Source organism: Halobacteriovorax sp., from assembly GCF_041587335.1.
Lineage (GTDB): Bacteria > Bdellovibrionota > Bacteriovoracia > Bacteriovoracales > Bacteriovoracaceae > Halobacteriovorax.
In genome coordinates, this window is sequence record NZ_JBFGYP010000001.1 from 1 (window position 1) to 25999 (window position 25999).

Consider the following 25999-nt stretch of genomic DNA (forward strand, 5'->3'; position numbering starts at 1 on the left):
ATCACCTTTTGCTCCAGCAACACCTTGTGGACCTTGCGGACCTGTATCACCTTTTTCACCAGCAACACCTTGAGGGCCTTGCGGACCTGTATCACCTTTTGCTCCAGCAACACCTTGTGGACCTTGCGGACCTGTATCACCTTTTGCTCCAGCAACACCTTGTGGACCTTGCGGACCTGTATCACCTTTTGCTCCAGCAACACCTTGTGGACCTTGAAGACCTGTATCACCTTTTGCTCCAGCAACACCTTGTGGACCTTGAAGACCTGTATCACCTTTTTCACCAGCAATACCTTGTGGACCTTGAGCGCCAGTATCACCTTTTTCACCAGCAACACCTTGTGGCCCTTGCGGGCCTGTATCACCTTTTTCTCCAGCTACACCTTGTGGACCTTGCTCTCCTGTATCACCTTTTTCACCAGCAATACCTTGTGGCCCTTGCTCTCCTGTATCACCTTTTTCACCATTAATTCTTTCAGGTAAATCAGTAGGAACCCAAAGATCCCCATCAAATTGAAGGACTTGACCAATTATAGGATTGATCCCCTCGAACTCTAGACCTTCAACTTCACTAACAGCTTCTTTAACTAAGAAGTTTGCAGTAACTACAAAATTACGAGAAGTAAAAAGAGTTCTCCCCTCTATTCTTAACCTTAGTACATCATTAACTAACCTAACTTCACTATTGCTCTTTCTATCATCACATTGATCAAAGTATAATTTATAGTCACCAGTTAATAATTGGGCCAAAGGCTTTCTCTCTGGTGAGTATAGACATGAAATACTGTCATCTATATCTACATACACTTTATATTTACCTAAAGTACCCCTCGACTTTTTCATTCTAATATAACGAGGCAATTGAACCTGACCATTTAAAGAAAGCTCATTTGTAGGAGTTTTATAACTGACAGATATTGAAACCTTTTCAGTAGAGTCATGTCTTTTTCTTGAACTTTTTGCACCAACACTAGGAACAATAAGTAGAGACAAAAATAATAAATTTATTTTCAGTAGTTTCATAAGTTCATCCAACGTACAGTTTTATTATGTGAATTTAATTGTAGGTCAATTAACAAGATTTCTTATGATTTTAAGGAAAACTAATATTTAATATTTTCAACATACTGATTTCAGGAAGAAAAGTTAAAAATTCCCCATAATATGAATATAAATACTTAAAGGTTCATGACCACAAGAATTGGCAATCTTCGTGAAAACAGCAATGTAATTAACAGGAAAAAGTATTTAACGATATTTATAAATTTGTCTAAGTTTCTAAATAAAATTAACCGACAAGCAAACTATGGAAGAATTTGAAATAGAATTAAAAAAATCAACAATTAATGAACTAGAAGATACCCTAGAGGGACTGCTAGATATATTAAGCCCAGAGAGCTTAAATAACCTAGACCTAGATGCTGTCTTCAGAGCAGCCCATAGTATAAAGGGGAACTCTAAGGCCGCAGACTTTCACTCAATTGCATCTGTAACCCATAAACTTGAAGATCTACTTCTTGAGAAAAAGAATTCTGATACTTCTGTATCAGATGCATTCATTGACCTTCTTCTTGAGTTTACTGATAAAATTCAAAGTTCTATCGAACAATTAAAGAGTGATATTAGCTTCACACCTCTATTCGAAGAACTAGAAGATAGGATTAACTCCTTTGAAGAGCCTCAAGAAATAGAAATTAAGGAGACGATAGTGGATCACTCATTAAGTAAGCTACTTTTAATTGACGATGATATTGATATCTATAATACAATCAATAAGTTTCTCTCTGATACTTTTGAGATTGATTATGTCTCAAATGCCGTACAAGCAATAGAAGACTGTAAAATAGAGGACTACGACCTAATCATTTGTGATTACAAGATGCCTGTAATGAATGGACAAGAGTTTGCTCTATACCTTAGACAAGGTTCATCTAAAAATAAAGAAACACCAATGATCTTTTTAACTGGTCATACACCTAAACTCTTCAACCAAAAGTCTATCTGGGAAGATGTATTCTTTATGGATAAACCTATCAAAAAGAAGAAATTAGAATATTATTCAAAATGCGCCCTTAAGAGAAAACACATTTCTCTAAAAGCTTCATAGTTAATTAAAACTCTAGACCAACCATAACTGACAGATATGTCGGTCTCTTCTTTTCATCCCTATTTAATGGAAGCGTACTAAATACAGCTTCAGCACGAATAGTTTCAAATATAGATAAACTAAAAACACCTGAAACAACAAAGTCTGAACACTTAGAAAAAGCATTTGTTGCTCTAGAATTAATATTACAACGTCCTATTTTAAAGCTTTCATTTGTAGAGAATTGATAGCCCGCTCTCAATCCAAATCGATACTGAAATAAAGGAGTAGAAAAGCTTGTTGGCTCACCATAAATTCCAAGATATGGAACAAACCCAACATCTTTTACTTCAGGTCTATAAATAAAATCAGCTCCTGTTACCATTACCCCATAACCATATCTCCAATAGAGGGCAGATAAAGTTGAAGATGAAACAACAGATGAAGACCCAAGATTTAAAGAGTTATTACCAAGTAAGAAGTAATTATTCTTTTGTTTTGGTGAATAGAATAAATAGTTCATAAAAGGTGATGCTAGCTGATTCATTAAAACTTTGTGATCACTCGGCTGTCCTTTAGAAGCATACTGAACCGCTTTAGTAATTTTTTCCTTCACCTTCACAAGACCTATATCAGCACCTCTATCTTTAACGTTAAGATCTTTAAAGACAAACCCATAATGTCCTAGTCTCCTCATTATATAGCTTATCTGAGATTCATCTTTAAGTTTTTTCCAATCTTGATCCCAATTTTTATCAAAGACCTCAGGCCCTTGACCAGTTTGAGCTATTTTACAAATATGATTTTCAACAAATTTATTATTTTTTATATTTACACAATTATTAAACAGACTTTCAATTGAGACTTGAAATAAAACTCGAAAATTTTCAAATTGAGAAAATTGAATTCTCGAACAGTAAGCAATCGTTGGATGATGATTATTAAAAACAGCATCTAAACATTCCAAAACTTTCAATTGAGTATTTAGTTTATTAATTTCGGAGGGTGACTTGGGTTGATATTTTTCTACATTTGCTCTCTTTGAATCAAGCATTCCCATATAAAAATCAAATACTCTAAAGTCTTCCTCAAAAAAACCAAAGAATCCATATAAAGGCTCAGAAGCTAGAGGCATTGTACTCTTTAGAACATATAACTGATCATCTACATGTGGGTGATTTCGTAGAAAATCAGATATCTGTCCACCTCTAGATGAAGTTACGAAATTTTGTACAAACTTAAAAAAATCTTGAGCAATTCCTGGGGCAACATTTGAGAAATCATCATCTACAGCTAAAGGATAATTTTTAATAGATGGGTCAAAGTATATATACTGTGTATTTAGCTCATCTCCTTCATTTTTGGCAATGGCATAAGCAAGGTCTAATGGCGCATTATTAAAAATACCACCATCTAGGAATAGATCTGATTCAACATTATCTTTGTTACACTTTTTGTTTTTAGTATTATTAACCATACAATAATCTAAAAGCATAGGCTCAAAAGCTATAGGAAAACTTGAGGATGCTAATAGAGACTGCTTAATTAAAGAGAAGTTACTTTTTCCGTTAAGATTAAAAGGAAGAAATAACTGACTTCCTCGGCCCTTTAAAAAAACATTTTGGACAGAAGGCTCTTTACCTTCACCATTCCCAATAATCTTGATAACTATCTGTTCTTGAACTCGGGTATATTTTAATTTAGGACTACCACTCAATTCATATGGATTTTTTCTAGTTATTGTCATCCCCAGTGTGGATACACAATTCTTTTTCAATCCAGAATTCCACCTATCTTCTAATATATCAAAGATATCAGAAAAAGAGTCTCTTTGAAGAAAACTATTTGTTTTGCTACCTTCTTTAATAAAAAATTTATCAAAATTTAAAGGAATCCAACTTTTCCAAAATAAAGACTCGCTTGGATCATCAGGTAATTCTGAACATCTTTCTATAGCAGTAATGAATGAATTAATTGCTCCTGCAGATGCGCCAGTAACTATTAGGTTACTATCTCTTCTTCTTGGAGACATCTTTTCTTGATACATCGAATAGTATAAAAAACCTGCTTCATAAACTCCAAGAGAGACACCACCACTAGTGGTTAAGGCAAGCCTTGCGAAGGAATTACTCGAAAGTAATAGTAAAACGAACAGTAATAAACCTTTCATCTATTTCCTTTTTTGAGTTTTAAAGAAATTATCTTTGTACTCCAAAAGTTGAGCTATAATACTTATGGATATTTCAGGAGGTGAATTATCTCCTATATTTGCACCAAGAGGACATATAAAATCAAAATTCTCAACGCCTTTTTCTCGTAACTCTTTTTCCATACTATTTCTCTTAGCAATAGAACCTATAACTCCAAGGTAAGGATACTTAATCTCTTGAGATAATATTTCATTTAAAATTGGAACATCTTTACTATGTCCCATTGTCATTAAGACAACAAAGCTATTACAAGGAATACTCTTTACGTGATCGGACATATTTTCAAGATGAATAACTTTCACACCATCTAGATCATCAAATCTATCAAGCCATTCTTTCCTATTATCAACGATAGTTAAATTACAATTAAGCTTAACAAGGAAGCGACATAGACTCTGAGAAACATGCCCTGCTCCAAAGACAGTAATATTCCATGGGTTTCGATTAAATACTTCAAAATAAATAGAAGCAACACCTCCACAAGTCATGCCAATATCTTTCTGTAAATTTACAGAGCAATATTCAACATTTTTAACTTCATCTAAAGACAGAAGTTCCAATGACCTCTTAAGAGTAAAGTTTTCTAGCTTTCCGCCACCAATGGTTCCTTCAAACTTACCGTCAGGAAAAACAATGATGCGCGCACCTCGATCTTGTGGAGCACTTCCCTTAGTATCCACTAAAGTAGCCACACAAAAACAGATCCCTTCACTATCTAGTCTAGAAATTTCTTGTATCAATTTATTCATCTAACAATGTCACTATCTCTTCACAGGTTGCAGGAAGCCTTAACTTTGAAGCATTCTCAGGCCTAACAGAGTAAACTGCATCTTTAATAGCATTCCACACTGAATTTCCAAGTAAGAACGGAGGTTCACCAACTGCTTTTGATCTATGAACGCATACGTCATTAGTATTATTTTCTAACAAATCAATATTGAACTCTCTAGGAGTGTCTTGAATACTTGGTATTTTATAAGTTGTTGGAGAATGAGAAAGTAACACTCCAGTATCACTATATACTAAATTTTCGGCTGTAACCCATCCCATTCCTTGAACAAATGCTCCAGAAACTTGTCCCATATCAATTCCAGGGTTTATAGATCTACCTAAGTCCATTAAAATATCTGTTCGCAATACTTTTGTTTCACCTGTAAATTTATCAATAAGAACTTCACTTACCGCCATACCATTAGTGTAGTAGTTAAAGGCCTGCCCCTTCCCTAAAGCTTTATCAAATCCGAGCCCTGGAGTTTTATAAAAAGCATAGTCACCCATAGAAACTCTATTTAAATAAGCAATTGAAATAAGCTCTTTTAGTGAAATCGACTTTCCACTCTTCGTATCCTTTACAAATGAGTCTTCAAATACAATATGACTTAAGTCTTGGGTATTATCGACTTCTATTTCATCAGCAGGAGTAAGTCCTCCACTAAGGTGAGTATTATATACCGAAGTCAATCTTTGCTTAATCTTATTACATGCAATAAGAGTTGCCATTCCATTTAAATCCGACCCACTAGAAGCCGCAGTTGGAGAGGTATTATGATTCTTTTCCGTAGAAGTTGGCATAACCTGAACTTTTGAAACTGGAATCCCAAATGCGCCTGCAGCAATTTGCTGAATCTTTGTATTAACCCCTTGACCCATCTCTGTTGCCCCAGTTGAAACTTGAATAGTCCCATCTAGATGCATATTAACAAGTGCATTTGCCTGATTTAAAAATCTCGCCGTAAAAGCAATTCCAAACTTCGTACCAGTAACTGCAATTCCCTTTAGGTGAGTCTGGGATGATTTATTAAACTCAACAACCTCTTTTCTTCTTTTATCATAGTCAGAAGAAATTTTAATCTTCTCTAATATCTCTGGAAGAGTATTGTGTTCAACGAGTTGCCCATAAGGCGTATGTAAATCTTCACCTTGATAAATATTTTTCTCTCTAATTTCAAAAGAGTCTTTCTTTAAATAGTGAGCAATCTCTTCTATAACGCTCTCAATTGTTGCGTTCCCCTGTGGGCCACCGAAACCTCTAAAGGCAGTGTTAGAATGTATATTTGTTTTACAAACTCGCCCAAGAATTTCAACATTTGGAATATAGTAGCAACCATCACTATGAAGCATTGCTCTTTCTAGTATTGACTCCGAAAGATCTGTATATGCACCACCATTTGAAAATAGTTTTATTTTATAGCCTAGAATTTTACCTTCATTATCAAATGCAACCTTCCAAAAGTTTTTAAATGGATGTCGCTTACCAGTAACCTTCATATCATCATCTTTATTGATAATCATTCTAGCTGGTCGCTTTAACTTCTTTGCACAAAGCCCTACTAGAGATGCAAAAGGAGCTGCTTGAGACTCTTTACCTCCAAATCCTCCCCCCATTCTCTTAACAACACAAACAACTTGGTGGTAACTTAGCCCTAAAGACTGAGCTACAACATGTTGAGTTTCACTAGGGTGTTGAGAGGAAGAATGTATTTCTATCTGATTATTCTCTAGAGGTAGTGCTGCACATGCATGACTCTCAAGATAGAAATGTTCTTGCCCACCATTCTCGAAAATTCCTTCAAGAGTATGTGGAGCAGATTCAAATGCTTTCTCAAAATCACCACGAGCAATTTTTTTCTCGGCAGTTAGAAAGTCTTTATTATCAATTGATTTCTGAATACAAAGAACAGATTCAATTTCTTCTATATCTAGCTCTATTAATTTCTTTGCTTTTTCTATGGCCTTATAATTCTCCGCTGCAATCACACATACAGGTTCATACTCATAAGAAATAATATCATCAACTAAGATCGGTTGCTCTTTTACAATTGCTCCCCATCTATTATTTGCTAAATCTCTGTGAGTAAATATTCCTAAAACACCTGGAACATTTAAAGCTTTTTCTACTCTGATTTCCTTAAGTCTTCCGTGAGAAACAGGTGCTCCAAGAAAACCACAGACCATTTCATTCTTTAAAAATGGACGATCATCAATAAAAATAGACTCTCCACTTACATGTGTACTCGCCGAATCATGAGGAACATTTTTACCTACAGTCATTAGTTTACTCCTCTTGATATATTTAAGCTTTCTTCAGCGTAGAACTTTAGCAGTAAGTTCTTACTCAAGATTCTTCTAAAGTTCGCACTTCCTCTTACATCATCAATAGGAGTAACTTCTGACTTTAGAACAGCTGCGGCTTTGTCAAAGATGGCCTTATCAAACTGCTGTCCAATAAGCTCACTTTCAGTATTCTTTGCTCTCATAACAACAGGACCGACACCACCAACTGCAATAGAAATATCTTTTAAGACATCTTTCTCAACCGTGTACTTCGACGCAAAGGTTACAATTGAAATATCCATATCTTTTCGATTACTGGTTTTATACAATTTAATCTTTTCATCTTTCTTAAGAAGTGGAATCTTCACTCCCTTAATGAATTCATCTTCTTTCATATCTAACTTCTTATAGCCTAAGTAGAAGCTATTAATCTCTACTTCTCGCTCTCCGTTTGTCCCCATTAAAACAACACTTGCACCGGCAACCATAAGAAAAGGGATAGAGTCTCCAATAGGAGAAGCGTTAGCTACGTTTCCGATAAGTGTTGCTCTATTTTTAATCTGAGGAGAAGCAAAGATATGAATCATATGAGTGAACTCATAGAACTCATCTCGAAGCTCTTCTTCAATCTGATGTAGATTTACTCTTGCACCGATGAAGACACTGTCTTTATTCTTTTTTATCTCAGTCATTTCTTTAATATTATGAAGCCCCAAGATTGACTCAGGATCTAGGCCTCTTTTATTATATAAAACTCCAAGGTCACTTGCCCCTGATACTAAAGTTACTTTTTTTTCTTTTAGAGTTGCTACTGCACTTTGTAGTGTTGTTGGAAGAAATACTTCGTTTGTATCGGTTTTTACGTAGGCATCAACAGACATATCATGAGTAAGAGTACTCAGTATTTTCTTAGTATCAAACTTTTCAGTTAGGGGTACAAACTTCTTGAGGTCAATATCTAGCCCTGCTTCAATTATTGACTTATATCCAGTACAGCGACAAAGATTCCCTGTTAGAGAATTTTTCATCTTCTGCTCATTCATTTCTTTTCCATCTCTTAAGCTGGATTCAATCCCTGCATTCATTGCACAAACAAATCCAGGAGTACAGAATCCACACTGAGCTCCATGATTACGAACCATAGACTCCTGAACTTCAGAGAGCTCTTCATCGTTTTTGAGCCCCTCAACAGTGATAATATGACAGCCGTCTAGTATATGCATAAATGATATACATGAGTTAACTGGAACATAGTCAAACTCACCATTCTTTAGTTTGTGTGAATTACCAATAATAACTGTACACGCACCACAATCTCCTTCAGAACAAACAACCTTAGTCCCTACAAGACCTCTCTCATATCTAAGATAGTCAGATAGAGTCATGAAGGCCTCGTTTCCTGAAATGCGACGAGGCTCACCATTTATAAAAACCGATATATAATCTCTCATTAAATTTCTCCAATATTTTAGGACCTTATTATCACACAAACTATATGAATTCGTTAATCACTATCTGCATTAGGAGGGTATGCGCACTGCAATTTAACTTCACAAGAACTTAAACTTAGGATAAGTTTCACTAATGATAGAAGAAGAAACAGAAATAACTCCACCAGAACCTATAGAAATCCTATTTCAAAACGAAGAAATTGTAATTGTAACAAAACCTTCAGGCCTCTTAGTACATCCTTACTGGAAAGAGACAAATGAAAGAGACAATTTAATGAGAAGGGTTAGGGATCAAATAGGTCAGAGAGTTAACCCTATTCATAGACTAGATAGACCTGTGTCCGGCGCCATCATGTTTGGACTCAACGGAGACATCGTAAAACGTATTCAAGAACATTGGCACGATAAGACAAAAGTACATAAAGAGTACCTTGCTTTAGCATTTGGAGAAATTGAAGAGGAAGGAATATTCAACTTCTCACTCTCAAATGAGAAAAAGGTAAAGCAAGAGGCCTTAACTAAGTACCGACCACTTACTACAAGTGAGAGAGCAACATTAATGCAGATTACGATTGAAACAGGAAGAACTCATCAGATTAGAAGACACTTCTCTAGATCAAGTCATCACCTTATCGGCGATACAAAGCATGGAAAGGGAAAAATAAACAATTATTACAGAGAGACACATAACTTCCATCGAATATTTCTACACTCATATAGATTAAAAATTGATTTAGATTTTTTAAAAGTAGATATTGAGTCACCACTAACAAAAGAATTAAAAGAACTTCTCAACAATATCAATATAGATTATTCAAATATTCCTACTTGGAGAGAAGTGACTGGCAATCGATCTGTGGATTTTTCTCTGTCCAAGGATCTCGAACCTTCGTCTTAATCAACCCACTATCTAATAAGCTCATATCAGGTATATCAGAGTTTCTATCATTACAGTTGTATTCAGCAACTGTTTTGATATTTTTTGCTTCACAACTCTTAGTAGAATAAAGCTTCACCTCTTTCAATGAAATGCTCTCGGCTTTTTTAAACTCTACACGATCAAGATTTGAATTAAATATATAAGTATCTTTAGGCCTAATTAATTTTTTAACCTTAACAGTTAAAAGGCATTTGTAATTCTTAGTATTCACTGAGTCCATCTTCACAACACTTCCCTCTAAACATACGCCCGGGGGGTTATGTGGGTACTCACACATTGCAAATGATTTTGATATTAGAAAGAAAATGGAAAAGAGAATTTTTGTCATTACTATTTGTTTGAACAGTTCATAAAGATTGGATAGTGATCACTAATGATTTCCTTATAAACTCTATAAAACGTATTATTATTAAGCTGAGAAAGAAATACTCTGTCTCTATAGTAATCTAGTCGTTGATTGATCTTAGAATCATCTTTTACTATTTGCCCTCTTTTGATAGTAAAAACCTTATTCAGTTCAGCTTCTAAGGCATTTACCTTTCTCTTCATTTGTCTTTGACCAGTTTTAGTCATCTGATAATCAAATTGAACAAGAGAGCTTTCTTCCGAGATTTGATCATCCGGATAGATCTGTTCTAAATCCTTATTCAAGCTCTTAATTCTTTTAGAGCGAACAATATAATTATCACTTATATACTTATAAACATCACCTGAGAGGTACTCAAGTCTGGAAGTATCATAGTCGTTATTTTCTTTTCTGCAATTTGCAAAACTATTTTTTGGAACAATAAAGTGATCATAATTACTGGCCATAGCATTAGTAGGTGTACCTCTATAGTTCTCCTTAGCTATGCTTAAACTAGTTTCAACTTCAATTAGCAACTCATGGTTCCCTGTTTCTTTTAAAAGATTACTCCAATAAGGGTTATCTGAATTCAAATTCATATCACCAACGTACATAACGTCTTTTTCTCTATACTTACTTTTAAGCTTAGTCATAAGCTCCATTATGATCTTTGCTTCAGCAAACCTTGCATAGTTTGTCGAATCAAGACCCACGCCTAGTTCTTTATAATCAGTCACACCAAAAGAAGGCTTCAGTATATTTTCCATATCTTCTTTATCCTCAACAGGATGAGGAGAAGTGAAAACAACATGAGAAGCTAGTATTGAGAAGTCAAAGCGCCCACTCTTGAAGCTTGCAAGAAGTGGCCTTCTTGAAAAAACATGAGTCGTTTCACGTCCCATAAAGCTCTTTCTTAGGTTTGGAAAACAAGCATACTTCTTCCCAGAGGTACGAGAATAAGTCTCTTGGCAATGTTCGTTAGCAATTGGTTTTACATATCGAGCTCTGTAGTAAAAACCAGTCAACTCCTTAACATGAGTTGGCTTCGCAGAGTCTCCACGTGGACTCAAAATAAGAGACCATGAGCTATCCAACTTTCTTAACTCTTCTAAGACTTTCAAATATCCAGGAGCTCTATAAAGCGAAGGTGCTCTATCAATTGTATCAGACACAATAGCAATTTTAGCTTTAAGGGTCTGAACTTTATCTAGATTTCCATTTCGACTTGCTTCATTTAAATCTTTCTTCAAAGACCTAAGTTCACTTGGGCCCTCATCTAAAATATCGATAACTTCTTTATTGTTTTTTGCATCTAAACTAACAAGAGGGAGAAGCTCTAAAGCTCCAACGACATCTGATTTGTTAATTATCTGTGCGATTAATGTATAATCTTTGTATCCTGAATTTAAAGAACCGGGGTGCCATAAGTTAAATCCACTAATTCTAACCTTTCCATTGCGAGTGGCACCAGATTGAGAATATTGCTTATATGAACTCGAATTATAGTGTTGATATAAAGAACCACACTCAACATCAACTTCACCATTAATTAAAAATTTCTTATTATTGGAGCATTCCTCTTGTAATTCAGATATTGCAAGACGGTCATTTTCAACAGTTTTTGAAAAAGCTGGGCCCATTGCTGAAATGAAAATAAATAGCCATAAAATGTAATTTATCTTGTTGCCCATAAAAGCTCCTTTAGAACTAAGGACCAACAAGATACAACAGAGCTAACTTTTTAGCAAAAATATTTAATCCATAAACTACTGATTTTACGAAGTTTAATATTAGGAATCGATTAGAATTCTAAATTACCTGAGCTATATCGAAGAGAGCTAAATAGCCATCTCACTAAGATACTGAAATAACATTACTGAAAAAATGAGACTTCAATTTATCTCAAAATACAGGTTCTCTATTGGTTCTTAGCCAGCACTCCTTTACCAATATATTCCACCATAGCTACTGAAGGTGTTAAATAATATTAAGTACTTAAGACCATCGATTTAGCTAAAGATAATACTGTATCTAACCGATATGAATTTAGAATGATTTGAATAAATAAACCAATTACGAGGTCAGAGGATATGCTCCTAAAGAAAATTTCAATTTTAGTATTAATACTTTCTCTAAATACTGCTTATGCAGCAGGTGGAAAGCTTATCGATTACCTTATATTTGATTCTGGAGTTGCAGAGATATTAACTAAGAATGGTGTTGATGCAATAGCGATACCTAGAGTGAAGAGATATGTATCAAACTCACTTCAGGCTCTAAACTTCTCAGGAAAAACTCCAACTAAAGCGGAACTGAAAGAGATACTAAATGGTCTCTCTGGAACTTCACAAGATTTGAAAATTAAAAAGTCACTCTTAGCTCTACTTGATAAACCTGAAGATAAAATAAAAAAACAAGACGTAGTTAATGCTATTAATAGTCTTATCTTTCTAGCAAACAGACATGGAAGCACAGGTTCAACTATGCTGGCATGTGCTCAGTGCGTGAGTGATGTACTTAGTAAGAATGGTTTTAAGTTTACATTAGAAGAAATTAATAACACTACAGCGAAGAAGGTTTTAGATCAAACTCTTCCAAAGCAACCAAGACAATTAACAAATTATATCAATACAAAAATGGCTAAGTTTAACTTTGGAGATCTTTCGAGAGTTACTCCAAAAATGCTTAGACCTGAAGAAGAAAAATCTCTTGGTCTATTCCTAGGACTAGCAGAAGCTGGAAACAAGAAACAAAAAGCATTAATCGAAGCTGTTAGAGAATTTAGTACTGATCAAAACGGAGTAACTAACCTAATAGACTCTAGAAACCCTCATACATTCTGGAAACTATTCAGTGAAGACATGGATGATGAAACAGTAGAGGGATGGACAAAAATTATTAAAGAAGCAAATGCCAACGCCGATGGACAAACAAATAAGCAAGAGGCATTCTACACAGCTCTAAAGAAAAGAGCTGGTGATGATGAATACATGAATGACCAACTTGAGTTCTTAAAGAAAAAGAGTTGTTTCTTTAGATAAATAACGACTTAAATGAGAAGCTCATTCAGAGCTTCTCAATCACTAATTACATAAAATCAACAACACCTGGATCTCTACTTATAATTAATACTTTCAAAGCATTAACGAATTTATCAAATTCTCCAGCAGTATTGTACTCTGATAATTCTCTTACAACCTTATATGCCATATCACCAAGGTTCTTCATTTCGAAAATATTATCAATTGGAGCCGATGACCAAATAACTTGAGCAAGAGCTTCTTCTCTTGGTCCTTCAGCTTTAAACAATAACTTTTTTATAGAAGCTGGTGACATCTCTACAAACTCTTTAAAAGATGCTTGCTTATCTTTTCCAAGGGTACCTATAAACTTACTAACGTTCCCTGATGAAATTTTCTGAGAAGCAAATTCATGAACTCTTTTTGCTACAGCTTCTTGAAATGCATCCATTTCCTTTGAAATCTTCTTAGACTTCTCAGCTGAAGCAGATAAGATAGCCTCATCTACAGTCTTATCAAATGCCTTTAAGGCCTCAAAAGTAGTTTCTGCTGCAACTTGCTTTGAAAGTCCAAAAGTCTCTCTCGCTGATGCTTTTGTAGACTCATAAACAAGTCTTACTCTAGCATTTAGAAACTTCTTCATAATTAATCCGTCAGCAAGATCATATACAGCACCTGATACTCTATTAACAAAAGCAGATGAAGTATTCTTCAATACTCCTCCAGTATGAGGTCCACCCTCTAAAAGAACCATATAAGGAATCTCTCTCTTTCTAACTGGAATCTTAACAAAGATATCAGAAAGATCTTCCATATTCTTAATAAGGTACTCTGTGAGATCATCACCATTTTTAGCTACTTGATCTAAACCATTAATCATATTATTTATTTTCTTACCGTTCTTAGCTAGTTGCTCAAAACGAAACTTCTTAATCCAATTAGTTCCCCAAAGGTATTCACCTTTATTTGCTTTATTCATCACAGCTCTTGCATGAACTAATTTATCATGAGAGCTAAACCACTTACCTTTATATGATTCTAATAATCTCTGTAGAACCTTAGGGTTATGTCCAAAGTAGTCAGCAACAACTTCAGCAGTTTTCTTATTGATCATCTCAGGAGTTTCTCTAACTACTACATTACTTGAGTATTCAAAGATTTCGTCACCAGCAAGCTTAGCGTTGTTTTTAAATGGAGATAAAATCTCACCTAATTTTTTAGTCATTTGGTTCATTGTGATTTTCCCTCTTCTATAAAGGTGTTTCACATTTTCCATTTCACTCATAGCATTCTTAACGGCTTCTTCAGAGGCACCGTTTCTTACTAATTCCTTAGAAATACTTTCTACAGCTTTTGATGCTTCATCAGTATTCTTTCCTAAAGCTTTAGCAAGATCGTCTTGTAGAGATTTAAAACCAAGTACGTATCTAGCAAAACTTACGTCTGCTTCAGTTGCTGCAGTCTTACCTGCAACTCCAGCCATATTCCAGGCCTTCTTAAATCCAATTTTTCCTGTATTTCGAAGCATTGTTCTCGCTGAAACATAAGTCATCTTTGATCCAACTTTAACAGCTCTTCCAATAACTCCTACCATTGGGATTAAAGATACAGCTTCAAATATTGCCCATCCCCAAGTTCTAGATACTTCATCAGAGCTTCCAGAAGTTGCAAACCCCATGTCTTCCATTTTCTTTATCTTTTCTTCATTTGCATCAGCTTCCGACTTCCTACTAACTTCTCTATAGATAAGGCTCGACTGCATTGTAAGAGCAGAAGTACCTGCTGCAATCATTGCAATTCCTAGTGGAGCACATAAACCACCAGTAACACCAGTACAAGCTGCACCGATTAGGATTGCTCCAATTCCTAAGAAACCAGCACCTAATCCTAACCACATATCAGTCCACTCAGCATCTGACATTGAGTTAATCTTATCTAATACATTTTCAGGTACGCCAGGTAGACCAGCAAGTTGATTTAATTGATTCTGGGCCTTTGAAGTTGCATAAAAAAGTGTTTTCATATCTTCATGAGTATCAGCATTCATATTACAGAACTCATTTAAGTTATTAAGAACTTTTAACTTTCTTACATGAGCTGCTTCTTTAATTAGATCTTTAAAGATTGGAGATTTAATACCATTATCCAAAGAAAGAAAGTTCATCTTTGCAGAGAATTTATTATCGATTCCGTTCTCTTGAGAAAACTCTTCAAACATTGCTATTTGTTGATCAACATTACCTTTATTATTATAGAGATTTAAAAAGAATTGCCCAATTTGTCCTTCATCACTCTCTAATAGATCATCAATCTCATCCCATGCTTGGCTTGAAATATTAGTACGAGATTTAGCTTCATATCTTTCTACATTTTCTCTCGTTAAAAGTGTTTCATAAGAAAGATCTTCTAGTCTTGAATAATAACTCTTACCATCTAACTCTGTTTGAAAGATATTAGAATTTTCTTCATTTACTCTTTCTGCTATATCATTCCAAAACGCATCCTTTTCATCTTCAGATAGGATATTATTTGCATAACTAGGAACTAATACTTTATCAATATTTAATTTCTTCGCTGCTTTTTTAAGCATTTCAATATGAATCTTTACATTTTCTCTTTGTGTCTTTGTTTCACTTGAAACACGCTTTCCTCTTCTTGTTTGTATAAACTTTGGAGTAATACCCTCTTCTACATGCTCTAATTCATCTAGAGCGATTAGGTAACTTAGTCTTACAGATGCCCATGGGTTTAACGCCTGCATTTGACCTGTTAAAAAGTCATACTCAGTCATATCACTAAATGAGAAGTCTGAACTTCCTCTATTTGTATTGATATTCCAAATATATCCAAATACTGGGTAGTTTTCTTCTATTTTCATTTCTTCTAATCTTCTTAAAGGAACAAAGTCTGAAGTTGTAACAAATTCTTTTAAGTAGTCTGCCATTTGGGCAACTATATGCTTCCCCATTCCATCTTTACAAAAATCTGCACCTTTCCCTACATAGTGACATGCTAATTGAGCGTCTTTATAGGAAATATCAGTTTTTGAAACTTCTCTCTTTGACTCTAAAAAGAATGCAATTTTGTTAAGGGCCCAATTTCTCCATACTGCTGAACCGTATAGAGATGGGAATTTAATTTTTGATTTATTCTTATTAAGCTTTTGAATGAGTCTTTCAGACATAATATCAGTATAGTGAGTTGCACCTTTTCTTTGCATTAACTCTGCAAGAAATAATGATAAGTTTTGTCTTTGTGTATTGATAGAAGTTAGTGTTCCATCTTCTAGTTTTGTTTCATATAACTTATCCGCTGATGGTTTCTCGAAAAATTTCTGAAACTCTGTACCAATAGCATATGTGTAAGTTCTTGCTGCAGAATGCTTTCCTGTTCTTCTATTATAGCTCGAGTTCATTTTTCCTTTAAAAACACTCATTGCTTCTTGTAACTTCATCTGTACTACAGTTGTATAGTGAGAAACATCGTCAATATCAGACTTTGTAAAGTGACTTCCGTCTCTTGAGTTTCTTAAAGCACTCTTATACTCTTCAAAAGGAAGTAATCCAGAGTATCCCATTTTAGTAGGATCTTTATCAGCATTATCCATAAAGTATTCAAGATACTGATAGTTATTAAGGCTAAACGTTAACCCATGCCCTGACATTATATTTTGAAGATAAGTATCTCCCTGTCCTTTAGAAAAGTTAAACTTAAATTTCTCAGGGAGGCTTCCATTAAAATGAGACTGACATGATTTTGGAACGTCTACAGCTTCTTCATCGCCTAGCATCGCTTGGTAAACATATATCTGAGACATCATCATATGAAGTGTAAACCACTTAAGAGCTCTTACATAATTTCTCTTTGTTGGAGTCTTAACAAGAGTTAATACATCTCTTGAAAGGATTTCATTTTCATTAAATACTAGTCTAGACTTTCCCCATGTCTCATCTAAAATTGATAAGTGGTAAGGATCAGTTTGCTCATTTGGACCTAAAGTGATTAATTTTCTTTGATCAATTTCATCCTCTTCAAATAAATCTGTTGGAAAATCAGTTAATAATGATTCATAAAAAAGTTTACCGTCATATTCTTTCTCAACATATGATCTTTTAGAAACAACAAGGTCTCTCATTGGAAGTAAAACTCCTCCAAGATAGTTTACTAATAAATTTCTTCTAATTTCTTCATCAATATTTTCGTCATATAGGTACTTATTTAGTTCTGTTTTTATTAAAGTTGCTTTCTTATTTAAAGAAGTTAAAAGTTCATCATTTGCTCCAAGAGAAGGTATCTCGCTCTCTCTATCTTCTTCCTCAAGCTTCATTACTTTCTCAGCAAACTTTTCAATATGTCCCTTAACTCTTTGTGGAACACATCTTTGTGCTTCTTCTTTTGCTAGATTTTCATCAAAAGTATATAGGTACTGTCCACAAGATACTTCATTTATACCTTTAACAATTTTTTCCCAGTTACTTAGTGTGTTTTCGTCGTAAGCAATTACTTCTTCTTCATCAAATCCAAAAAAGTCCTCTTCTACTTCTTCCTCTTCACTTACTGCATCTTCAAGAACATCAACTTCTTCAGTAGAACAAGTCGCCTTTAAGTCTTTACCTTTGATTGAATCTTTAAATTCATTGATTTCATTTAATAGCTCTTCACTAGAGTAAATATATGTATAACTCTCAGAAGCTGGAACACGTAGAATCGTCTCAGCGAAAGCTAATTGAAAAGAAATTAGGTAAATTAAAATTGCAGAGATAAATCTCTTCATATAAGTCCCCTTAGATATATATATGTATATAGTTGCAAACTAAGGGCCAACAGCTCAGAGAGAGATTTGAGTAATTTCAATATGTTATTTTTTATATAGTTGTATAAATTTTAGACATGTTAGATTTTTAACACTTCAAGGTATTGAAATAGCTAAACTATGGAGCAAGAATTTTAACTTTTAAACCAAAAAAAAGGCCCTATAAAAGGGCCCAGTCTGTTATGAATTAGTTCCAATCATCGCTGAAGTCTTGATCCCAATCATCTCCATTTCCACCATAACCATCATATGAGTCATCGTAGATATCAGAGTAAAAGTCGTCATTGTAATCATAGCCATAATCATCAACGCTTCCCTCTAATCTCTCAGAACAGAAATATCTATAATCACTTGACCAGCTATTCATTTGATCTCTTTGGCTAGCACAAAGGTCATAACCAAATGAACATGTATTATTGTAGTAAGTTCTCTCTACTGTATTATTCCATCCATCAACAAGTTCATAGTTACACATATCAACATGGCTATATCTATGGCTATATCCATTATAGTTGTACCATGGGTAGTTATTGTTCCAATAGTATCCATCATTCCAAGTCACTCTAACTCTTAGCCATCTGTCCCAGTAAATACTTCTGTATGGAACTGATCTAAAGTAGTTTCTTCTACTATTGTATCTACTGTGATGAGATCTATTGTAGCGGTATGATGAGTGATTATGTCTTACATAACTAGAGTGAGACCTATTCCAATTTGGACGATGTCCATAATCTCTATATGCAGAAGTTCTTCTAACTGTATTTACTCTCGTGTTATTTCTTACAGTTCTTCTGTTTCTATTTACTGTAGTATTGTTTCTAGAAGTATTTCTGTTTCTGTTTACTGTAGTGTTATTTCTAGAAGTATTTCTATTTCTGTTTACTGTAGTGTTGTTTCTAGAAGTATTTCTATTTCTGTTTACAGTAGTGTTATTTCTAGAAGTATTTCTGTTTACAGTTGTGTTATTTCTAGAAGTATTTCTGTTTCTGTTTACTGTAGTGTTGTTTCTAGTCGTATTTCTATTTCTAGTAGTAGTGTTAGCACTAGAGCGATTTCCACCACGATCATTTCTTGATGTACACTGCTTACCTCTTTGGCATTCTCTAGCGTTTGCATTACCAGAATCAATAAAGATGAATGCAGTTAATACAAAAAATCCTATAAAAAAATTTTTCATTTAATTTCTCCTCAATAGATAATTAATTAAGGAACTCATATCTATAAATAAAGAAGAATTAAAATAGATTTTTATTTATTTATCATAAGTTTAAAAACTTACAGCAATGCATCATGAATTATTAATGACTTAAGTGATTTACTTACACTGATATTTGTAAAAATAAAAAAGGGCCGCAAAATGGCCCTAATCTAATTATGAATCTCTAAGATCTTTTCGAAGTATTTTACCAACGTTGGATTTTGGTAACTCATCTCTAAATTCATAGATTTTTGGAACTTTATATCCGGTTAAGTTCTCTTTACAAAACTTCTTAAGCTCTTCAACTGTTAGTGATTCATCTTTCTTTACAACAAACAACTTAACGACTTCTCCCGATTTTTCATCAGGAGCACCAACTGCTGCACACTCGAAAACTTTATCATATGAACAGATTACATCTTCAATTTCGTTTGGATAAACATTAAAGCCTGAAACAAGAATCATATCTTTTTTTCTATCTACTATTTTAAAGAAACCCTCTTCATCCATTACACCAATATCACCAGACTTAAAGAAACCATCTTCCGTCATTACATTCTTTGTCTCATCAGGTCTATTCCAGTATCCCTTCATAACCTGTGGTCCCTTGATACAAATTTCACCAATCTCACCAACAGGTAAAGTCTCTCCCTCATCATTTTTAATAACAACTTCAGTTGAAGACACAGGCAATCCGATTGCACCATTATAACTCTTTAAGTCTAGAGGATTAATACATGCTGCCGGAGAAGTTTCAGTTAAACCATATGCTTCAATAAGTGGCACACCTGTTGCTTTTTGCCACTTCTCTGCTACCGCCTTTTGTACGGCCATTCCACCACCAAGAGTTAACTTCAATGAAGAGAAATCAACCTCAGAAAACTCAGGAGTGTTAAGAAGTCCATTAAATAAAGTATTCACACCAGTGATTGCAGTAAATTTCCATTTATTTAATTCTTTTACAAAGCCTTTCATATCTCTAGGGTTAGTAATAAGAACGTTAAGTGCCCCAACTGTAGAGAACGTAAAGCAATTCGCTGTTAAACTAAAAATATGATAAAGCGGAAGAGGAGTGATAATTATCTCTTTACCATCTTCTGTAACAGGAGAGATCCAGGCCTTTGCCTGCATTAAGTTAGCAATAATATTATTGTGAATTAACTCTGCTCCTTTTGATACACCTGTAGTTCCTCCAGTGTACTGAAGAAATGCCGTATCCTCTCTCTTTATCTCAGGTCTAATGAACTTAGTCTCATCTCCAGAGTTAACACACTCTAGAAAGTCTTTTGTCCCATTAATGTTCCATGAAGGAACCATTTTTTTTATATTTTTTATGACAAAATTTACTATCATAGATTTTGGGAAACCTAACATGTCCCCGATCTTAGTAGTCAAAACATTTTCAATACCTGTATTTGAAATTATACTTTCAAGTACATGTGCCGAGTTTTCAAAGATAACTATAGTCTTTGCACCAGAATCATTTAACTGATGCTCTAACTCTCTTCCTGTATAAAGAGGGTTAACATTTACTGCAACCATACCAGCTCTTAATACCCCAAAGAGCGCAATTGGATATTGAAGAATATTTGGCATCATAATAGCGACTCTATCACCCTTAGAAAGGTTCAAATCATTCTGAAGATAAGATGCAAACTTTCGACTCTGTATATCTATCTCTGAATAAGTAAGAGTTTTACCCATACAGTGAAACGCCGGATTATTTGGAAACTTTGAAAATGAGTCCTCCAAAATCTCAGGAATAGAATTGTAAATTGATGTATCAATGCTATGTGCTACACCTTCTTGATAATGATTAAACCATACATGTTCCATGAGACCCTCTATATTTAAATTTATCTAATATATTGATTTTATAAAATCTTTCTAAATAAGTAATCTTTGGCAGAATTTTCTTACCTAAGGTATAGGATATTCTAAACTTTTTTTCTTGCCTACAAAAATCTCAAATGATAAAACTCTCAAACTTTTAGAGGATGTTGTCCTGAATAATGGATATCGGCACTTCATTCTTATAGATTTATTCTATACACACGCGTTTAAGCCTCCGGAATCGGAGGCTTTTTTGTTCACTTTACTCAAAAAGAACTGAAGGCTATTATAATCCTATGAATGATAAACTGACTGAAAACGTTGACTACTACCTTAATGAAAATGGATTAATGGTCTTCACTGAAATATACCATACTAAAAGAGGCCACTGTTGCCAGAGTGGTTGTATTCATTGTCCGTATGATTATAGTAAAAAAGTAGACCCAAGTGTTCCTTCAGAACTTCAAACTCCATGGGAAGAAGACAAAGAACTCGAAGTTTACGATGGCCCTATTGACGAGTGAACTAACTCCACTTTCTTAGCTTTTGACATTTGTTTTATTTCCCACTCTCGCTTCGATGCAAGAGATCTATTCTCATATTCTTCAGAGTAAATTATCTTCTTAGGAGTATTTGATCTAAAGAACTTAGCCCCTTTTTTACTAGAGCAATGCTCTTTAAACCTTCTCTCAATATCTGTAGTAATTCCTGTATAGTACTTACCAGTTGTAGTCTCTATAATATAGACATACCAACTCATATAACTTCAAACCTGACTTTTTCTTTTTCAATACCATTTATAACTATTGATAGAAAATGCTCACCTTTATAGTGCTTTCTAGTCGTCATCTCTTTGAAGCTTTGTTTCTTATTAATCTCAATAACTTCTTTCTCAAAATCACCTTCAGTGATTTTGAAAACCTTTGAACTATGACTACCATTGCTCTTTAAATAATAAATTTTATATTCAATTCTAATTCTCGATCTCTTAATTATATTTAATAAAAATTTAAAATTTAAATTAGAACCTATTTTGACTTTCTTTGTTATTAAAGTAAGTTCCTGGACCTGAATACTTCTTGAATTGTTATAACCAAATATTTTTAAAGCAGAAGGATTGCCGCTCTTTAACAAAGTTCTAAGTCCATGCTTTACAATCCAATCAGTATAAGCGCTTTCTCCATACCACTTCTTAGCAAGATCTAGAACAATCTCAGGATGGTCTTTACTAATATCATTCAAATTATTTGCAACGCTTTTTCTTACATACAATTCAGGGTCATTTTTTAAATTCTCTAATATTGGTAAGATCAAATTAGGGCTTTCTTTAAAACGATTAAGGGCCATTGCCCAAGGTAATCTAGAACGGCAGCCTTCACTTGCAAGTCTTCTCACATGATAGTTTTTAGACTTAGACCAAGTGAGCATTTTCTTCATTACTCTGGCTTCATCTTCAAGAATAAAAGCTCTAATAGCGAACTCGGAGCTTGAATATTTAGTAAGAATCTCAAGAGTAGAAAGAGAGAGGTTGAAGTGTTTTTTATCTTTTCCATATGCCTCAATAAAGTCTGGGAAAAATAGAGCCTCAAACCCACTGAATTTTGGAGCCGCCTTTGTTAAAATATCAATAGCTTCTCTGTAATCTTTAGGTAAGGCTTGATGTAAAGATTGAGTAATTCTTTTCATCCTCATTTTTAGTTCTAATTCTTTCCAATCAGACGCAAAAACTAAGTCTAAAAATAAGTCAGTTTTAAATTCTTTATAATGAATCTTTATTTCTCTAGCGACACTCTCTAAGTACGAATTGGTATAAACATCCTTTAATAGCTTAGACATTGCACTTATCTAACACTACAGAGAACTCATCAATATCTATAGGCTTTTCAATATAGCCATCAAATCCAACTTCGGAAGCTTTCTTCTTGTCTTCTTCCATCACATTTGCTGATAGTGCATAGATAAGTGGTCTTTTTTCTCCTGTCCAATACTTAAGAATAGTAGATGTTGCTTCATAACCATCCATCACAGGCATTTGAATATCCATCAAGATCAAATCGAAATCCTCTTCATTCAAGGCTTCTATAGCAAGTTTTCCATTATCAACTATTTTAAAGTTAGTGTATCCAAGTTTTTGGAGAAGCTTTTTTACAAGCAGTTGATTAACTTTATTATCTTCAGCTACTAAAATTTTAAAACTTTCACTACTTCTCTCTGTAATACTTATTTTTTGAACAGTAGAAACTTCACCTATATCAATAGGGTTGAAGGCCGTAATACTAAAAATAAACTCTGCCCCTTCTCCTTCAGTACTTAAGACTTCAATTTCACCGCCCATGGCCTCAATAAGGTTTTTAGAAATAGTTAGCCCTAGCCCTGTTCCACCATACTTCCTTGAAGTAGAGACGTCAGCTTGCTCAAAAGAATAAAAAAGTCTTGATTGTGCTTCTTCAGAAATTCCGATACCAGTATCTTTAATTCTAAATTTAAGTTTAATGTACTTATTATCTCTCTCAACCAGATCTACATTAACTTCTATACTTCCTTCTTCAGTAAACTTAACTGCATTTCCAATTAAGTTTGTAAGAACTTGTTTGAGCCTTAGAGAGTCTCCAGCGATAATATCTGGAATATTATCATCTATATTAATTTTTAACTCAATTCCTCTTGATGTTGTTATGTGGTCAAAGATATGAATTGTAGATAAAACACAATTTTTCACATTAAAATTTGATTTCATCACACTTAACTTTCCAGCACTTATTTTAGAGAAATCTAGAATATCATTTATAATTGCTGCTAAACTCTCTCCACACTCTCTTATGTAGCGTACCTGCTCTTTAGCCTCTGTAGATAACTTTATATCAGACAATATTCCAGTGAATCCTATGATTCCATTGAGAGGAGTTCTAATCTCATGACTCATATTTGCAAGAAAGTTACTTTTTAGATTTGCTATACTTTCGGCTTTTATCTTTGCCTCTACTAATTTACGACTGGTGTAGTATGTTAAATAAAAGACAATGATAGTTGAGAAAAGTAAACCTATAATAAGAGTTGTTTTAGCTTCTTTTTCTGAATTTTCAATTTTTGCTGAGAATTCTTTTTTTAGCTTTTCCTGATTTTCATTCAGCCATTGAAATCCATTTACTGCATTAGTGTCATCTACCTTAACTTGAGCATCTACTTCCTTGATGGAAGCTCCTCTTAATTTTAATTCTCTAGCTATCTCGATCTGTTCTTTATACTCTTTAACTGTAGCGTAGATATTTTTAACATGAAAAAACTCCTCATCAGTCAAAGTAGGGTTAATTTCTATTTTATCAAGAATTGAGATGGCCTCACTAAGGGAATTATCAGCAATATTAGAATAACTTTCATCCCCTCTTAAGATATAGTTTTTAAAAGCGTGATGAGCTCCCCCATAACCAAGCGTATCTTTTAAATCAGCATAGAGTAGTCCCTTGGAATCTACATTCTTTAGATATGTAATCCATTGATACTTAATATTATCAACTTTTACATATTGAATAAATGTAACTCCACAGAGCAAGAGACACATTAAAAGAGGGATAATCATTAATTTTTGCTGATAATTTTTCAAAAGAAATCCGGGCTGATGTTATTTTGGTAGTTTAACACCCTAGAACAGGGAAATGGAAGACTTCCTCATAAAATCTAAGCTTCATTTATATATAATATTTAAATAGAGGGGGTGAGAATTAACGTATGAGATATAAAAGTGGCCCCCATTTCTGGGGGCCTATATATTTAAAAGTTGATGAATGTGGCCCTCTATTACACTACACAAATAGGAACTCAACACAACATAGAACCTGCCCTCTTACTTAGAGAGCTTGGCCACCCCATCAACTTACGAACTTTTGAATGAGCCCTTATAACGTAGACCGTTATAAATCTCTATAAAAGATTCTATAGTATAAAAAAGTTACATGGATACTAATGAGTTAGTGCTACTTCGCTATAATTGCGCCCAATATCGCCGCTCCAGCTGCAAAGATTATAGAATTGGCGGCCTTATCTGAAAGTCGATAACCACCTCTTGAATTGGCTGGATTTTCTCGATCGTAGTAAGGAATATCCGGATCTCTTTGAGAACTCTCCTCACTAGTCACCCCTAAGCTTTTGAGCTCGAAGCTATTTGCTGTCTTAATATCAAGAAAGTTAACAAATTTGCTCGTTTCATTTATTTTAATATTCTTCTGTTTCGCTACGGCCTCTATTATATAAATTTTTTGAAAATTCTTTCTTACAGACTGGTTGAGCTTCTTATCACTTATTCTTACAGGGTAAGCATAGGACTTTCCCTTTTTATCCTTAATTTTGAAATAGAGGTCAGTATCCTGTCCCTCAACTCCTTTCTTAATAACAAATTTTCCTGATAACTTGAGGACCTCTTCGCTTTGCCCAAAAATTGTAAGATTTAAAAGTAGAGAAATGATCACTAGTACTGACTTCATTATTACCCCTTAAGTTATTTCCTTTATTTTAGCTTATTTCCAGATAAACAAATAGCCTAAATATCGTCTATTTTTTATACGGCCATGAAAATAGTTTATACATCTAGACCTCTAACCCTCCTTAAATACATTAACAATAGTTGGCACGGTCATTGCTCTATAAATAGGAGAATAAGCAACTGGAGAGATTACAATGAATACATTAAGAACAGTTTTTTTCACACTACTGACTTTATCATTTATGCAGGTAATCCAGGCAAGGGCCGCAGTACACTCTAAACTTGAGTGCCATACTCCAAGAATGAAGAAATCATTCGTTATCTATAATAATAAGATCAGTTTTCTAGAGGAAACTGAAAAAGGAAGAATGGTAGCTTCGGCAAATGCGATGAGAACAAGCTATAAGAAGAATGGATTCACAAAGGTATTGAATTACTGGGGTCAAAGACATGAAATCCATATTGGAAATGTAGATAAATTATCTGAACTAAATGACTACTTAACAATTAGATCAAATAAAGGACATGAGATCACGTACCCCCTTACGTGTTATCAGAGATAAAAAAAGCC

18 protein-coding genes and 1 pseudogene are annotated in these 25999 nt (G+C 34.1%); 5 read left to right on the top strand and 14 right to left on the bottom strand.

The annotated features are described in order from the left end of the window. Nucleotides 1-1023 (bottom strand): annotated as a pseudogene (locus ABX784_RS00005) (hypothetical protein); the annotation flags it as partial. Between the two features lie 283 nt (nucleotides 1024-1306). On the opposite strand from ABX784_RS00005, the gene ABX784_RS00010 reads away from it, so the two are divergent. Further along, nucleotides 1307-2107 carry a response regulator gene (locus ABX784_RS00010; RefSeq protein ID WP_372651111.1) on the top strand — a complete coding sequence of 267 codons (801 nt, stop codon included), beginning with the start codon at nucleotides 1307-1309 and terminating at the stop codon, nucleotides 2105-2107. A 4-nt stretch (nucleotides 2108-2111) separates the two neighbouring features. Here ABX784_RS00010 and ABX784_RS00015 read toward each other — a convergent pair whose 3' ends face one another. The 4 genes from ABX784_RS00015 to ABX784_RS00030 are packed head-to-tail and all read right to left on the bottom strand — an operon-like array spanning nucleotide 2112 to nucleotide 8801. Beyond that, nucleotides 2112-4256, bottom strand: coding sequence for a patatin-like phospholipase family protein (locus ABX784_RS00015; protein ID WP_372651113.1), 2145 nt, complete (start codon nucleotides 4254-4256; stop codon nucleotides 2112-2114). Then, entirely contained in the window at nucleotides 4257-5036 is a 780-nt protein-coding gene (locus ABX784_RS00020; RefSeq protein WP_372651115.1) for an XdhC family protein, read from the bottom strand. A gap of 1 nt (nucleotide 5037) precedes the next feature. Continuing rightward, nucleotides 5038-7347, bottom strand: a complete 2310-nt coding sequence (gene xdhB, locus ABX784_RS00025; RefSeq protein WP_372651117.1) for a xanthine dehydrogenase molybdopterin binding subunit — start codon at nucleotides 7345-7347, stop codon at nucleotides 5038-5040. Continuing rightward, nucleotides 7347-8801 (bottom strand): xanthine dehydrogenase small subunit, encoded by a 1455-nt coding sequence (locus tag ABX784_RS00030; protein ID WP_372651120.1) that lies wholly within the window; start codon nucleotides 8799-8801, stop codon nucleotides 7347-7349. Before ABX784_RS00030 ends, xdhB begins: the two co-directional genes overlap by 1 nt. Before the next feature lie 133 nt (nucleotides 8802-8934). Here ABX784_RS00030 and ABX784_RS00035 point away from each other — a divergent pair, with 133 nt between their 5' ends. Further along, nucleotides 8935-9699 (top strand): pseudouridine synthase, encoded by a 765-nt coding sequence (locus ABX784_RS00035; RefSeq protein WP_372651122.1) that lies wholly within the window; start codon nucleotides 8935-8937, stop codon nucleotides 9697-9699. On the opposite strand, the gene ABX784_RS00040 is transcribed toward ABX784_RS00035, so the two are convergent. Together ABX784_RS00040 and ABX784_RS00045 are read right to left on the bottom strand one after the other, a co-directional pair. Next, nucleotides 9626-10069 (bottom strand): hypothetical protein, encoded by a 444-nt coding sequence (locus tag ABX784_RS00040; protein ID WP_372651124.1) that lies wholly within the window; start codon nucleotides 10067-10069, stop codon nucleotides 9626-9628. The two genes, ABX784_RS00035 and ABX784_RS00040, sit on opposite strands and share 74 nt — an antisense overlap. 2 nt (nucleotides 10070-10071) lie before the next feature. After that, complete coding sequence (locus ABX784_RS00045; protein WP_372651126.1) at nucleotides 10072-11778, bottom strand: hypothetical protein; 1707 nt, start codon at nucleotides 11776-11778, stop codon at nucleotides 10072-10074. Between the two features lie 399 nt (nucleotides 11779-12177). Here ABX784_RS00045 and ABX784_RS00050 point away from each other — a divergent pair, with 399 nt between their 5' ends. Beyond that, complete coding sequence (locus ABX784_RS00050) at nucleotides 12178-13128, top strand: hypothetical protein (RefSeq protein ID WP_372651128.1); 951 nt, start codon at nucleotides 12178-12180, stop codon at nucleotides 13126-13128. A gap of 46 nt (nucleotides 13129-13174) precedes the next feature. Here the strand turns inward: ABX784_RS00050 and ABX784_RS00055 are convergent, their stop codons facing one another. The 3 genes from ABX784_RS00055 to ABX784_RS00065 all read right to left on the bottom strand — a co-directional run bounded on the left by ABX784_RS00055 (nucleotide 13175) and on the right by ABX784_RS00065 (nucleotide 20954). Further along, nucleotides 13175-17881, bottom strand: coding sequence for a hypothetical protein (locus ABX784_RS00055; protein WP_372651130.1), 4707 nt, complete (start codon nucleotides 17879-17881; stop codon nucleotides 13175-13177). A 226-nt stretch (nucleotides 17882-18107) separates the two neighbouring features. After that, nucleotides 18108-19097 carry a hypothetical protein gene (locus ABX784_RS00060; protein WP_372651132.1) on the bottom strand — a complete coding sequence of 330 codons (990 nt, stop codon included), beginning with the start codon at nucleotides 19095-19097 and terminating at the stop codon, nucleotides 18108-18110. Nucleotides 19098-19292: 195 nt separating this feature from the next. Next, complete coding sequence (locus ABX784_RS00065; RefSeq protein WP_372651134.1) at nucleotides 19293-20954, bottom strand: AMP-binding protein; 1662 nt, start codon at nucleotides 20952-20954, stop codon at nucleotides 19293-19295. Nucleotides 20955-21247: 293 nt separating this feature from the next. Here ABX784_RS00065 and ABX784_RS00070 point away from each other — a divergent pair, with 293 nt between their 5' ends. Continuing rightward, nucleotides 21248-21475, top strand: coding sequence for a DUF5522 domain-containing protein (locus tag ABX784_RS00070; protein WP_372651136.1), 228 nt, complete (start codon nucleotides 21248-21250; stop codon nucleotides 21473-21475). Here ABX784_RS00070 and ABX784_RS00075 read toward each other — a convergent pair. The 4 genes from ABX784_RS00075 to ABX784_RS00090 all read right to left on the bottom strand — a co-directional run bounded on the left by ABX784_RS00075 (nucleotide 21451) and on the right by ABX784_RS00090 (nucleotide 25429). Next, complete coding sequence (locus tag ABX784_RS00075) at nucleotides 21451-21711, bottom strand: GIY-YIG nuclease family protein (RefSeq protein WP_372651138.1); 261 nt, start codon at nucleotides 21709-21711, stop codon at nucleotides 21451-21453. The two genes, ABX784_RS00070 and ABX784_RS00075, sit on opposite strands and share 25 nt — an antisense overlap. Next, the gene (locus ABX784_RS00080) at nucleotides 21708-22787 is read right to left on the bottom strand and encodes a DNA alkylation repair protein (protein WP_372651140.1); all 1080 of its coding nucleotides are present in this window, start codon (nucleotides 22785-22787) and stop codon (nucleotides 21708-21710) included. Before ABX784_RS00080 ends, ABX784_RS00075 begins: the two co-directional genes overlap by 4 nt. Next, nucleotides 22780-24552 (bottom strand): ATP-binding protein, encoded by a 1773-nt coding sequence (locus tag ABX784_RS00085; protein WP_372651143.1) that lies wholly within the window; start codon nucleotides 24550-24552, stop codon nucleotides 22780-22782. Before ABX784_RS00085 ends, ABX784_RS00080 begins: the two co-directional genes overlap by 8 nt. A gap of 370 nt (nucleotides 24553-24922) precedes the next feature. Next, nucleotides 24923-25429, bottom strand: coding sequence for a hypothetical protein (locus ABX784_RS00090; RefSeq protein WP_372651145.1), 507 nt, complete (start codon nucleotides 25427-25429; stop codon nucleotides 24923-24925). Between the two features lie 193 nt (nucleotides 25430-25622). Between ABX784_RS00090 and ABX784_RS00095 the strand changes: the two genes are divergently transcribed. Further along, nucleotides 25623-25991 carry a hypothetical protein gene (locus ABX784_RS00095; RefSeq protein WP_372651147.1) on the top strand — a complete coding sequence of 123 codons (369 nt, stop codon included), beginning with the start codon at nucleotides 25623-25625 and terminating at the stop codon, nucleotides 25989-25991. Nucleotides 25992-25999: the final 8 nt, after the last annotated feature.

Coding starts and splice junctions, on each gene's coding strand:
- ABX784_RS00010 (WP_372651111.1), top strand. CDS start 1,307: ATGGAAGAATTTGAAATAGAATTAAAAAAATCAACAATTAATGAACTA.
- ABX784_RS00015 (WP_372651113.1), bottom strand. CDS start 4,256: ATGAAAGGTTTATTACTGTTCGTTTTACTATTACTTTCGAGTAATTCC.
- xdhB (WP_372651117.1), bottom strand. CDS start 7,347: ATGACTGTAGGTAAAAATGTTCCTCATGATTCGGCGAGTACACATGTA.
- ABX784_RS00030 (WP_372651120.1), bottom strand. CDS start 8,801: ATGAGAGATTATATATCGGTTTTTATAAATGGTGAGCCTCGTCGCATT.
- ABX784_RS00035 (WP_372651122.1), top strand. CDS start 8,935: ATGATAGAAGAAGAAACAGAAATAACTCCACCAGAACCTATAGAAATC.
- ABX784_RS00040 (WP_372651124.1), bottom strand. CDS start 10,069: ATGACAAAAATTCTCTTTTCCATTTTCTTTCTAATATCAAAATCATTT.
- ABX784_RS00045 (WP_372651126.1), bottom strand. CDS start 11,778: ATGGGCAACAAGATAAATTACATTTTATGGCTATTTATTTTCATTTCA.
- ABX784_RS00050 (WP_372651128.1), top strand. CDS start 12,178: ATGCTCCTAAAGAAAATTTCAATTTTAGTATTAATACTTTCTCTAAAT.
- ABX784_RS00055 (WP_372651130.1), bottom strand. CDS start 17,881: ATGAAGAGATTTATCTCTGCAATTTTAATTTACCTAATTTCTTTTCAA.
- ABX784_RS00060 (WP_372651132.1), bottom strand. CDS start 19,097: ATGAAAAATTTTTTTATAGGATTTTTTGTATTAACTGCATTCATCTTT.
- ABX784_RS00065 (WP_372651134.1), bottom strand. CDS start 20,954: ATGGAACATGTATGGTTTAATCATTATCAAGAAGGTGTAGCACATAGC.
- ABX784_RS00070 (WP_372651136.1), top strand. CDS start 21,248: ATGAATGATAAACTGACTGAAAACGTTGACTACTACCTTAATGAAAAT.
- ABX784_RS00075 (WP_372651138.1), bottom strand. CDS start 21,711: ATGAGTTGGTATGTCTATATTATAGAGACTACAACTGGTAAGTACTAT.
- ABX784_RS00080 (WP_372651140.1), bottom strand. CDS start 22,787: ATGTCTAAGCTATTAAAGGATGTTTATACCAATTCGTACTTAGAGAGT.
- ABX784_RS00090 (WP_372651145.1), bottom strand. CDS start 25,429: ATGAAGTCAGTACTAGTGATCATTTCTCTACTTTTAAATCTTACAATT.
- ABX784_RS00095 (WP_372651147.1), top strand. CDS start 25,623: ATGAATACATTAAGAACAGTTTTTTTCACACTACTGACTTTATCATTT.